Below are 12,372 nucleotides of genomic sequence, written 5' to 3' on the forward strand. Positions count from 1 at the left end.
TCGTTATGTTTGAAGGGTTTGAAAAACAGACACGCCGCGTTAACGGCGTCGATATTGCCTACCGCATGGGGGGCAGTGGCCCGGCGTTGCTGCTGCTTCATGGGCACCCGCAGACCCATATGATCTGGCACAAAGTGGCGGCCACGCTTGCCCAGCACTTCACGGTGATTGCCGCCGACCTGCGCGGCTACGGCGACAGCGGCAAGCCGGACGATGACGCAGAGCATCTCAATTACGCCAAGCGCACCATGGCCGCCGATATGGCCGAATTGATGAGCGCGCTAGGGTTTGAGCGGTTTAAAGTACTGGCCCACGACCGTGGCGCGCGGGTGGCGCATCGTTTAGGCGTTGATTACGCCGAGCGGGTCGAGCGCATGGTGCTGTTAGATATCGCCCCCACGCTGGCCATGTACCGTGGCACTAATGAGGCGTTTGCCCGCAGCTACTGGCACTGGTTCTTTCTGATTCGCCCCCAGCCGCTGCCGGAAATGCTGATTCAAGCCGACCCCGCTCAGTACCTCAAAAGCGTGATGGGCGCCCGCAGCGCAGGCATGGCACCTTTCGCCCCAGAAGCGCTGGCGGAGTACGAGCGCTGCCTGGCGCTTCCCGGCACGGCCACCGGCATCTGCGGCGACTACCGCGCCAGCGCGACTATCGATTTAGAGCACGATCAGGCGGATATCGACGCGGGTGTGAAGCTGGCCTGCCCCATCAACGTGATGTGGGGCGCTCAGGGGGCAATTGAAGCCTGCTTCGATGCTCTGGCTGAGTGGCGCAAGGTAGCAACGCAGGTAGAGGGCAAGGCGCTGCCTTGCGGCCACTATATCGCCGAAGAGATTCCTGACCTGCTGCTAGAGGAGGCGCTGCCGTTCTTGCTGGATCCGCAATAAGCGATTCAAGCGACTGCCCAAGACGAAGCGGGTAAAAAACTGGATAATGGCCGCCATTCGCCTGATGCGTTGGCGCTCAGGCACACTCATTACTCCGGACGCCCGCTTATGGAAATCAAAGTTAACTATCTCGACAACCTCCGCCTGGAGTCCAGGTTCGACGATTTTACGGTTATCTCCGACCAGCCGATTCGCTACAAGGGCGATGGCTCGGCCCCCGGCCCGTTTGACTACTTCCTGGCGTCGTCGGCCATGTGTGCCGCCTACTTCGTCAAGGTGTACTGCAACGCGCGCAATATTCCCACCGAGAACATTCGCCTGTCGCAAAACAACATCGTCGACCCGGAAAACCGCTACAAGCAGATTTTCAGAATCCAGGTTGAGCTGCCGGAAGATATCTCGGAAAAAGATCGCGAAGGCATTCTGCGCTCCATCGACCGCTGCACGGTGAAGAAGGTCATTCAGACCGGCCCCGAGTTTCAGATCGAAGTGGTCGAGAATATCGACGAGGATGCCCAGGCGCTGCTGATGGGCGCGCCGGAAGGTGGCAGCACCTTTATCCCCGGTAAGGACCTGCCGCTGGAGCAGACCATCGCCAATATGAGTGCGATTCTTGCCGACCTTGGCATGAAGATCGAGATCGCCTCCTGGCGCAATATCGTGCCTCACGTGTGGTCGCTGCATATCCGCGATGCGGCGTCCCCCATGTGCTTTACCAACGGCAAAGGCGCGACCAAAGAGAGCGCGCTGTGCTCTGCGCTGGGCGAGTTCATCGAACGCTTGAGCTGCAACTTCTTCTACAACGATCAGTTCTTTGGCGAAGAGATCGCGAACAGCGAATTCGTGCACTACCCCAATGAGCAGTGGTTCAAGCCGGGGCCGAATGACGAGCTGCCCGCCGAAATTCTCGACGAGCACTGCCTGGCGATCTATAACCCGGAAGGCGAGCTGTGCGGCTCGAACCTGATTGATACCAACTCGGGCCGTGAAGACCGGGGCATCGTTTCGCTTCCCTTTGTGCGCCAAAGCGACGGCGAAACGGTCTACTTCCCCTCCAACCTGATCGAAAACCTGTTCCTCAGCAACGGCATGAGCGCGGGCAATACGCTGGTGGAGGCTCAGGTACAGTGCCTGTCGGAAATCTTCGAGCGGGCGGTCAAGCGTGAAATCCTTGAACAGGAGCTGACCCTGCCCGACGTACCGCAAGAAGTGTTGGCCAAGTACCCCAGCATTGTCGAGGGCATCAATGCCCTGGAAGCCCAAGGCTTCCCGGTGCTGGTGAAGGATGCCTCCATGGGCGGGCAGTTCCCGGTAATGTGCGTGACGCTGATGAACCCGCGTACCGGCGGGGTATTCGCTTCCTTTGGTGCCCACCCAAGCTTCGAGGTGGCGTTGGAGCGCAGCCTGACCGAGCTGCTGCAGGGGCGCAGCTTCGAAGGCCTGAACGACCTGCCGCTGCCGACCTTCAATTCCCAGACTGTCTCTGAGCCGAACAACTTCGTCGAGCACTTCATCGACTCGGTGGGCGTGGTCTCCTGGCGCTTCTTCAGTGCCAAGCCCGACTTCGAGTTCAGCGAGTGGGACTTCTCTGGCAGCAACGAGGAAGAAGCCGAGACCCTGTTCGGTATTTTCGAAGAGCTGGGCGCGGAAGTGTACATGGCGGTACACGAAGACTTAGGCGCGCCGGTCTGCCGCATTCTGGTGCCGGGCTACTCCGAGGTGTACCCCATCGAAGACCTGATTTGGGACAACACCAATAAGGCGCTGGACTACCGCGAAGATATCCTCAACCTGCACCGCCTGGACGACGCACAGCTGACCGACTTGGTCGAGCGGCTGGAAGAGAGTCAGATGGACGACCACGCTGATATCATCACGCTGATCGGTATCGAGTTCGACGAGAACACCGTGTGGGGGCAACTGACCATCCTTGAGCTGAAGCTGCTGGTCTACCTGGCGCTTGGCCGCCATGAAGAGGCGCTGGACTGCGTGCAGATGTTCCTGCAGTACAACGACAACACCGTCGAGCGTGGCCTGTTCTATCAAGCCGTGAACGCGGTGCTGGAGATTGCCCTGGACGACGAGCTGGCGTTGGACGACTACCTGCCCAACTTCCAGCGCATGTTCGGCGAAGCCACCATGGAGGCGGTGGTTGGCTCGGTGGATGGCAGCGTGCGCTTCCACGGCCTTACTCCCACCAACATGCAGTTGGAGGGGCTGGAGCGCCACCAGCGCCTGATCGAAAGCTATAAGAAGCTTCACGCGGCCAGGGCGGCAAACGCGGGCATTGCGTGCCCCTAATCGGTGGTAATGATGTTACGGATGTAGGGGTTGGCGATGTATTAAGCACTCCGTAAGCTAAGCGTTATCCACGCCCTAGGCAGTAAGCTTGCCCACATATCTCGGGATAAGCCGACCCCTGGGGCGTTTTTCGTTTGCAGAAGGAAAAGAAGCCATGCCTACAGCCATGTTGATCGTTGGTGGCTATTTTATTAAGCAGTTCAAACGGACACTGTGATCAGCTCTCAATGTACCGCGACCCGGTAGGCCGCAGCGAACTTGTCCGCCATATCCGCGAGACGCTTGTCTAGCGTCCATAACTGCGTATCGGGCGTGATAAGTGTTGAGGCAAGTAAGCACATGTCGACTAAGCCGCAGCCCAGGCCATAGAGCTTTTCACGTTCGATGAAGTCCATCACCTCCGACAAACTAGCCTGATGACAAGGCCGCAAGAGGGCAACACTCTTTAGCGTTTGAGTGCGCGGGGAGGGAGGTGTTCCGCAGGCAAGCTCAGCTAAAACCATGGGGTGGTTGAGCACAAGATCTTTTTCGATCAATTCGATCAGGGCATCGTTTCGTTTTCTGAAATGATCCACCCAGACCGATGTGTCGACTAGCACGTTCATTGCGTTGAAGGCGCCTCGCGACGGCGGGGTATGTCGGGCATCTCTGGCACAGTCCCACCCAAGGCTGCAAGACGTCGACCGGCTTGCACGCGGACATAGGTCTTCATGGCCTCGCGAAAGAGGTCTGACGGTTTATCCATTCCCGGCTCGGCAAACGCCAATGCTTGCTCGTAGAGCTCATCGTCAATGGTAACAGTGGTTCGCATCGTTCACTCCTGCCTGGTCGTGCACTCGCTTGCATCGATATTGATGTTATTTAACGTCAATCGGTGCATCTTCACAAGTGGGCATCGCAGTAACATCATCAGATGACTGCTCGGCACATTCTCTCTAGCGGTCATCATCTCGCGGGGCTGTATACGCCTGATGCACTGTGATGCACCCACTGGCGCAGTGAGTGCAACCAACTGCATCGCTGCGCCAAACGTCATCCCGTGTTTGGCTTGGTACAACACTCTCCGCGCCTCTCAATCGCAAACAAAGACGCGATCACAACCATAACGCCAATATAAAAATGCGGAGACTATCCCATGCTCGATATGCTCAACGACCTCCTCTGGGGGAAGGTCCTGCTCGTTTTACTGGTGGGCGTTGGTATCGGTTTTACCGTTGCCTCCCGCTTCGTACAGTTTCGTTATTTTGGTCAGATGTTTCGTATTCTGGGTTCTGGCCAAGCCTTCAAGCGTAATCAGCACGGCCACTTGAGCTCGTTTCAGGCGCTGGTGCTATCGGTGGCGGGGCGCGTGGGCGGCGGTAACATCGCCGGCGTGGCCGTGGCGATTACGCTGGGCGGCCCGGGAGCGATTTTCTGGATGTGGATCGTCGGTTTGATGGGCATGGCGACCAGCTTCCTGGAGTGCACCCTGGCGCAAACCTACAAGCAGGCGGAAGGTGATGGCACTTACCGCGGTGGCCCGGCGTACTACATCGTCAAAGGCCTGGGCAAACAGTGGCGCTGGCTGGCGGCGTTCTACTCGGTACTGCTGCTGATTACCTTTGGTTTCGCCTTTACCGCCCTGCAGTCCTATGCCGTTGCCACTTCGTTTGGCGATGCCTTCGGCGTACCGGTGCTGTACAGCGGTATTGCGCTGGCCATGCTGGTGGGGCTGATCATCTTTGGCGGCATCAAGCGGATTGCCCGCATCTCCGAATTCCTGGTGCCCTTCATGGCCGTGGGCTATATCGCCGTGGCGCTGCTGGTCATTGCCATGAACCTGGGTGAGATCCCTGCGGTAATGGCGCTGATCGTCAAGAGTGCCTTTGGCCTTGAGCCGCTGGTGGGCGGCGGGATTGGCGCTGCCATCATGATGGGCTTGAAGCGTGGCCTGTTCTCCAACGAAGCGGGCCTCGGCAGTGCGCCCAACGTGGCTGCCGTGGCGTACGTGCCTCACCCGGCCAACCAGGGCATCGTGCAGGCGTTCTCGGTGTTCATCGATACGGTGATCATCTGCTCGGCCACGGCGTTTCTGATTCTGCTCAGCGGCGTGTATGACCCAGCCGCCGGGGCGGGTGTCGAAGGTATCGCGCTCACCCAGGCTGCCTTGGCAGACCACGTGGGCGAGTGGGGCCGCACCTTCGTGAGCCTGGCGCTGCTGCTGTTTGCCTTCAGCACCATCCTCTACAACTACTACCTGGGCGAAAACAGCCTGAACTTCTTCAGCCGTGACAACCAGAACCTGTTCAACGCCTTCCGGGTGGCGATCGTACTGCTGGTGTGCTGGGGCGCGACCACCGATCTAGGCACCGTGTTTGGCTTTGCCGACGTGACCATGGGCCTCTTGGCAGTGGTCAACCTCGTTGCACTGATTCTGCTGTTCAAGTGCGGCCTGCGCATTCTGAACGATTTCGACAGCCAGCGCCGTCAGGGCATCAAACAGCCGATTTTCGATGCCAGCCAGCACCCTGATCTCGATCTGGACCCCAAAGCGTGGGAACTGGAGCCGGAAGAAGCTGAAGCACTGAAGCAGCGGCTGGAAAGCGCGCCCGCGAAGTAAGTGCGTTTGTATTCAATTCGATAAGGAGTCCCCATGCCCCGCGTCCTCATGCTTTACACGGGTGGCACCATTGGCATGCAGCCATCGCCACAAGGTTATGTGCCCTGCGCGGGGCTGGCCGAGCGCCTGGCGGCGCATCTTGCCCTGGGTGACCCCTACCGGCTGCCTGCCTTCGAGGTGGTGGAAATGCAGCCGCTGATCGACAGCGCCGAGCTGATGCCCGAGGCGTGGAATCGACTGATCGCGGCGCTGGAAGCCCACTGGCAGGCCTACGATGCCTTCGTGATCCTGCACGGCACCGATACCATGGCCTACAGTGCGTCGGCGCTGTCGTTCATGCTCGGGGCCTTGAACAAGCCGGTGATCTTCACCGGCTCTCAAATTCCGCTGGGTGAGCCCAGAAGCGACGCGCTGAACAACGTGGTCAGCGCGCTACAGCTGGCGGCTCATCCGGCCACACCCTGCGAAGTGAGCCTGGTCTTCCATGACCGGCTGCTGCGCGGTAACCGCGCCCGCAAGGTGCGTACTCAAGGTCTGGATGCCTTCGACTCCCCCAACTTCCCCTGGCTGGCCGAGATCGGCATTGGCATCACCTTTCCCCAGCCCTCGGCGCTACTCAGCGGGGAGCCCAACTTTGCTCCCATCGAACTCGATGACGAGGCGGTAGCGGTGCTGCCGTTGCACCCGGGTATGTCGCTAACGCGCGCAAAAGCGCTACTGGCAGACGACACGCTGAAAGGTGTGGTGCTACACAGCTACGGCGTGGGGAACCCGCCCAGCTTTGACGGTGCACTGCTCGACGCCTTGAAGGCAGCCCATGAGCGGGGCGTGGCGCTGCTCAACGTCACTCAGTGCGCTCAGGGGGAGGTCATTCAAGGCGCCTACGCCACCGGGGCGGCGCTCAATCAGGCGGGCGTGATCGCTGGAGGAGACATCACGCTGGAAGCCGCCGTGGCCAAGCTCATCGTTCTGCTTGGCCGTGGGCTTTCCGGGCCAGCGCTGCGCAAAGCACTCAGCGCAGCGATTCGTGGCGAACGGTCTTGCTGATTCAGCCAAAGAACCAGTAACACACCAGAATGGCGGTGGTGATGCCTGCTATATCGGCGACCAGGGCGCATCCCAACCCATGGCGAATGCGGCTAATGCCAATGGCGCCGAAGTAGACCGCCAGCACATAAAAGGTGGTTTCGGTGCTGCCCTGGAACGTGGCAGCCAGTAGCCCTGGGAAGCTATCGACACCAAAGGTGTTCATGGTCTCGATCATCATGGCGCGGGAGCCGCTGCCGGAGAGCGGTTTCACAAAGGCGGTAGGTAGCGCATCCACAAAGCGAGTATCCCAGCCGATGCCCTCTACCAGCCAGCGAATGCCGCCAAGCCCGGCATCCAGCACGCCGCTGGCGCGCAGCACCCCGACGGCCACCAGCATGGCCACCAGGTAGGGCAGCAGGGTGATGGTAAAGCTCAGGCCTTCTTTGGCACCCTCGATAAAGGCGTCATACACCTTCACGCCGCGCAGTGCCCCCACGACCAGGAACATGATCACAATGCTGAACAGCGTGAGGTTGCCAATCAGCGTGGAAGCCGCGGCCAGCGCTTGAGCCGACATCCCCGCCAGTGTGGTGATCAAAAGCCCCAGGGCCAGCGCAGCGGCCAGCAAGTACCCCAGCACCACCGGTTGCCAAAGCTTCAGACGCTGCATGATGGCCACCGCCAGCAGCCCGGCGAGGCTGGATGCACTGGTCGCCAGCAGAATCGGCAGAAACACCAGCGTGGGTTCCGCTGCCCCCTGCTGGGCGCGGTACATGAAGATCGTGACGGGCAGTAGGGTAAGCGACGAGGTATTCAGTACCAGAAACAGGATTTGCGCATTGCTGGCGGTATCGCGGCTGGGGTTCAGGGTTTGCAGCGAATGCATGGCCTTGATGCCAATAGGGGTAGCGGCGTTATCCAAGCCCAAAATATTGGCCGCAAAATTCATGCTAATCAGCCCCATGGCCGGGTGGCCGCGGGGCACTTCGGGCATCAAGCGGCAGAACAGCGGGTCGAGCACTCGCCCCAGCAGGCGGATTAACCCCGCCTTTTCAGCAATGGCCAGAAATCCCAGCCACAGCGTCATGGTGCCCAGCAGCACCAGAATGATATCGACGCTGACCCTTGCCATATCGAACAGCGACTGCACCAGGCGGGCAAACACCTCGCTGTCGCCACCCACCAGCCACTGCCAGAGCGATGCCGCAAAGGCGGCAATGAAAAAGCTTAACCAGATTCCGTTGAGCATGGTGGGTGGGCGTCCTTGATGATCGAAGCAATACGCTAGCTGCGTATCCTACCCAAGGAGCGCCCGCTCACGCTAACCCGACAGCGAAAGAAAGAACAGAATCAGCGGCGGGGAGAGTAACGAGAGGATAAAGCCGCTGACCACGGCAATGGGCACGCAGGCCACGCCGCCATGCTGCTGAATCACGGGCAGGGTGAAGTCCATGGAGGTGGCCCCGCCATAGCCAATCGCCAGCGCGGTGTGGCGATGGATGACCAGCGGAATCAGTATGAATGCCAGCAGCTCGCGGGTCAGGTCGTTGAAGAACGCCACGCCGCCCATCAGCGGGCCGAGCTGGTCGCCAATCAGAATGGCCGACAGCGAATACCAGCCAAATCCGGAGGCCATGGCCAGACCTTCATTCCAGCGCAGCGAGAGCAAGGGGGCGGCGGCCAAGCCTGCCAACAGCGAGCTGAGCGCCAGGGTGACCGCAATGGCGAGCCCCAGACGGTTGAGCAGAATCTGCTTGAGCGGCATGCCCGAATTGCGCAGCTGGCAGCCAATCAACACCAGCAGCACGTAGAGCACCCACTCTGCCAGCCAGTCCGCCGTGGTATACAGCGTTTCCCCCAGCACAGGGCCGAGCAGCAGCCCCAGCGCCACGCCACCCGCCACCACGGCAACGAGCATCAGCGAGCCGCCCATGGCCGCCAGTTTGCTGGTGGGGGCGTCCTTGACCACGGGAGAGTTCCCCGCGCTCAGGCGTACGCGCCTGGAAAGCCACCAGAGGGCGGCAAGATTGAAGAGGGTGGTGATACTGAACAGCAGCAGGGCGTTGCCCCCGAGGCGAGACAGCTGGCTACCCAGGTTTTCAAGCCCCGCCAGGCTCACTCCCATGAACAGCAGAATCAAGTATACCGAGCCGCTGACGGCTCGGTTGATGAGGTTCAGCCACCACGTGGAACGAACGCGAACCAGATAGCCCAGAAACAGCGGCAACAGTACGATCAATAAGCCAGAGAGCATCTAGAGTTCTTTACCCTCGGCAGGCGTGAAGCGTGTCATGGTGATGGCGGTCTGGCGACTGCCTTCCTTCTGGTACTCCGCAGAGAGGATCAGCCCGGGCCAGTCAGGGTGGAAATTGATCACCAGGTGACGGTCGGGTTTCTCGGCATCTACCAAGGTGACCTGCTTGGCGTCGAACTCCCCAGCGGGGACGCTGACGCTGGCTGGGGGATTCAGGTAGTACTGGAAGTGCTCGTCTCGACCTCGGTGGTCCACGAACGAGATATCGCAAGGCGCTTCTTGGGTGCAGTCTTCATGGCCGACCCGCCGTGACAGGTCGAACAGAGCCGTCTGGCGGTCCAGCGAGTGGATATCGGCTTCGTTCAACTGGTAGCTGTCACCCACGCCGAACAGCGAGTAGCTGCTGTTGTAGAGCAGCGAGCGTGTGGTGTCATCGTCCACTGCAAAGCGGCTGCGCTCCTGCCCGCGCGCCACGGCCACAGAGAAGCTCATGTCGCTGAGCCAGTGCAGGCCTTCGTTGGATAGGGTGTGGGTGATGGTCGCGCCGGGCCAACCACGAATCTCCAGCCGATACTGAGCTTCGAACGGTTGGGGCGCTGCCCACGGGGAGTCTTCGATGGGTTGCTCTGCGAGGGCGGCTGTCATGCCAGACACGCTCAGGGCACCCACAGTGATGCTCAGCCAGCGGCGAGCCGCAGTTACGTTGACGTGACGCAAAGGCCATTCCTCCATTGAATATATGATCCTCAGAACCTTTGTGTCAGCCCTTGGTTCCACAGCGTCGCTGGCCCGTTTTCAGTAAACGATCACGCTTGGCAAAGTATAACGTGCCGAGCCATGGGCGTCAGTAGCCCGCATCGGGGTTGACGGTGGCGAGAGGCTCACCGGCATCGAAGGCATGCAGATAGGAAATGACCTGATCGATGGCGTCGTTCAGCGGAGTCGGGGCCGCCATATGCGGCGTCACGATCACCCTGGGGTGCTGCCACAGTGGGTGGTTGGCAGGCAGCGGCTCTTCGTGGAAGACGTCCAGCAGCGCACCGCGCAGGTGGCCTGGCTGCTGTTCTGTGCCAAGGGCTTTCAACAGGGCTTGTTCGTCGATTAGACTCCCGCGCCCAGGGTTGATCACACTTGCCCCTGGAGGAAGTTGCGCCAGCCGGGCGGCGTTCAGGATATGCCGAGTGGCCGGGGTATCCGGCAGGATGGTCACGACGCTTTGCACCTTGCTTAACAGCTGGTCCAGGCCCTCGTCACCGTGCAGGCAGCGTACCCCGCTGATCTGTTTGGCAGAGCGGCTCCACCCCAAGACTGGAAACCCTGCCTGCTGTAGCGCACTGGCCACGTAGCCACCAATGGCCCCGAGCCCCAGCACGCCCACCGGCCAGTCGGCCTTGTCGGCGACTGGCTGCGGCGCCCACTGGGCGTGGGCCTGCTGTTCGCGGTAGCGGTCCATGCTGCGGTAGAAGTGCAGCACGCCGTATAGCGCGTAGTCGGCCATCAGTTCGCTCATGCCCGCGTCGCGCAGTTTGACGATGGGCACGCCTTCAGGAAGGCCCGGTGTATTGAGCAAGTGGTCGACGCCTGCCCCGAGATTGATGATGCCTTTCAGGTGCGTTTGCTCTTGCAGCAAATGGGCCGGTGCCTTCCAGACGGCCAGGTAATCGGCATTGAGCCGCTCGCTGGCCGGGGCGTCGCTGGTCAATACCGTGGCCTGGGGCAATGCGTCGGCAATAGCGGCCTGCCACTGCGCTGCATTGTCGATATGGACGACAATTTTCATGAAGGCTCCTTAGCTGCGGCTTTTGGGGAAGCTCTATCATGAGCGAGAGAACCCGAAGACCGCAACCCACGCCAGGCGCGTCGCTGCACGGTCAACGCCTCGTTAGAAGCGATGTTAACGGTCTATGCAATTTTTGACATAAAGGCTTTGACCGCTGACCAAGGAGGGGTGCTAGTATCGGGGCAAGGCGACATTGGCGGGCCAGCAGCGGCGGTGACCAGGTCGATCCTGTGGCCCAGTGGCGCGTTTCACCGCAGGCGCTGGTTCTAAGTGATCTTTTATTGGCGAGTTGCCCGATGACAGAGGTTTCCCTGCCTTTCACCCGTGAAGAGTACGCCAGCCGTTTATGGAAAGTGCGTGCTGAAATGGCCGGTCGCGGCATCGATGTGTTGATCGTCAGCGACCCTTCCAACATGGCGTGGCTGACCGGCTACGACGGCTGGTCATTTTACGTGCACCAGTGCGTGCTGGTGGGGTTGGAGGGTGAGCCGGTGTGGTTTGGTCGTCGTATGGATGCCAATGGCGCGCTGCGCACCTGCTGGATTCATCCCGATAACATCACCTATTACCCGGATTACTACGTCCAGAACCCCGACATGCACCCGATGGAGTATCTGGCGCAGTCGATCATGCCCGACCGTGGCTGGCACACCGGCGTGGTGGGCATGGAAATGGACAACTACTACTTTTCCGCCAAGGCTTACCAAAGCCTGCTCAAGGAGCTTCCCCACGCGCGCTTCATGGATGCCAACGCGCTGGTGAACTGGTGCCGGGCGATCAAGTCTCCCCAGGAAATTGCCTATATGCGGGTCGCCGCCAAGATCGTCGAAGGCATGCACTCGCGCATTCTGGAAGTGATCGAGCCGGGGCTGCCCAAGAGCAAGCTGGTGTCTGAAATCTATCGCGTGGGCATCGAAGGGTTCATCGACGAAAACGGCAAGGTGTTTGGCGGTGATTACCCGGCCATCGTGCCCATGCTGCCTACGGGCAAGGATGCGGCGGCGCCACACCTGACCTGGGACGATACGCCGTTCCGCAATGGTGAAGGCACCTTCTTCGAAATTGCCGGGGTGTTCAAGCGCTACCATGCGCCCATGTCGCGCACCGTGTTCCTCGGCACGCCGCCCACTGACTTCATCCGCGCCGAATCGGCCTTGCTGGAAGGCATCGAAAACGGTTTGGCCGTTGCCAAGCCCGGCAATCGCACGGCCGATATCGCCATGGCGCTGGGCGCAGCCATGGACAAGTACGGTTTTGACCGCGGTGGCGCGCGCTGCGGCTATCCGATTGGCATCTCTTACCCCCCCGACTGGGGCGAGCGCACCATGAGCCTGCGTCCCTCGGACGAGACGATCCTGCAGCCGGGCATGACCTTTCACTTCATGCCGGGCCTGTGGGTCGATGACTGGGGGCTGGAAATTACCGAAAGCATACTGATTACCGAAGACGGCTGCGAAACGCTGGCAAACTTCCCCCGCCAGCTGTTCGTGAAGTAGCCGGTCGTTCAATAAAAAGGATT

The 12,372-nt window shown here is 60.3% G+C and carries 11 protein-coding genes; 5 read left to right on the forward strand and 6 right to left on the reverse strand.

The features are described from left to right. Positions 1-5: 5 nt before the first annotated feature. Together IE091_RS00795 and IE091_RS00800 are read left to right on the forward strand one after the other, a co-directional pair. Positions 6-890, forward strand: a complete 885-nt coding sequence (locus IE091_RS00795) for an alpha/beta fold hydrolase (protein WP_189462566.1) — start codon at positions 6-8, stop codon at positions 888-890. A gap of 108 nt (positions 891-998) precedes the next feature. Next, on the forward strand, positions 999-3,191 hold the full coding sequence (locus IE091_RS00800) for an OsmC domain/YcaO domain-containing protein (RefSeq protein ID WP_189462567.1): 2,193 nt from the start codon (positions 999-1,001) through the stop codon (positions 3,189-3,191). 224 nt (positions 3,192-3,415) lie between these two features. Here IE091_RS00800 and IE091_RS00805 read toward each other — a convergent pair whose 3' ends face one another. Then, positions 3,416-3,796 carry a type II toxin-antitoxin system VapC family toxin gene (locus IE091_RS00805; RefSeq protein ID WP_144979670.1) on the reverse strand — a complete coding sequence of 127 codons (381 nt, stop codon included), beginning with the start codon at positions 3,794-3,796 and terminating at the stop codon, positions 3,416-3,418. Further along, positions 3,793-4,002, reverse strand: a complete 210-nt coding sequence (locus IE091_RS00810) for a type II toxin-antitoxin system VapB family antitoxin (protein WP_144979673.1) — start codon at positions 4,000-4,002, stop codon at positions 3,793-3,795. Before IE091_RS00810 ends, IE091_RS00805 begins: the two co-directional genes overlap by 4 nt. Positions 4,003-4,326: 324 nt before the next feature. Between IE091_RS00810 and IE091_RS00815 the strand changes: the two genes are divergently transcribed. Beyond that, entirely contained in the window at positions 4,327-5,790 is a 1,464-nt protein-coding gene (locus IE091_RS00815) for an alanine/glycine:cation symporter family protein (RefSeq protein ID WP_189462568.1), read from the forward strand. Positions 5,791-5,823: 33 nt separating this feature from the next. Continuing rightward, positions 5,824-6,837 (forward strand): asparaginase, encoded by a 1,014-nt coding sequence (locus IE091_RS00820; RefSeq protein ID WP_189462569.1) that lies wholly within the window; start codon positions 5,824-5,826, stop codon positions 6,835-6,837. Between the two features lies 1 nt (position 6,838). On the opposite strand, the gene IE091_RS00825 is transcribed toward IE091_RS00820, so the two are convergent. The 4 genes from IE091_RS00825 to IE091_RS00840 form a co-directional block, all read right to left on the reverse strand. Further along, on the reverse strand, positions 6,839-8,068 hold the full coding sequence (locus IE091_RS00825; protein WP_096921399.1) for a nucleoside recognition domain-containing protein: 1,230 nt from the start codon (positions 8,066-8,068) through the stop codon (positions 6,839-6,841). Positions 8,069-8,140: 72 nt separating this feature from the next. Further along, entirely contained in the window at positions 8,141-9,073 is a 933-nt protein-coding gene (locus tag IE091_RS00830) for a LysO family transporter (RefSeq protein WP_096921398.1), read from the reverse strand. After that, on the reverse strand, positions 9,074-9,790 hold the full coding sequence (locus IE091_RS00835) for a hypothetical protein (protein WP_422822507.1): 717 nt from the start codon (positions 9,788-9,790) through the stop codon (positions 9,074-9,076). It abuts the gene before it with no gap. Between the two features lie 127 nt (positions 9,791-9,917). Then, positions 9,918-10,853: a 2-hydroxyacid dehydrogenase gene (locus IE091_RS00840; RefSeq protein WP_189462570.1), complete on the reverse strand. Its 936-nt coding sequence runs from the start codon at positions 10,851-10,853 to the stop codon at positions 9,918-9,920. 296 nt (positions 10,854-11,149) lie between these two features. Between IE091_RS00840 and doeA the strand changes: the two genes are divergently transcribed. Then, positions 11,150-12,349, forward strand: coding sequence for an ectoine hydrolase DoeA (doeA, locus tag IE091_RS00845; protein WP_039175528.1), 1,200 nt, complete (start codon positions 11,150-11,152; stop codon positions 12,347-12,349). The last annotated feature ends 23 nt before the right edge of the window (positions 12,350-12,372 follow it).

Source organism: Vreelandella hamiltonii (assembly GCF_014651775.1).
Lineage (GTDB): Bacteria > Pseudomonadota > Gammaproteobacteria > Pseudomonadales > Halomonadaceae > Vreelandella > Vreelandella hamiltonii.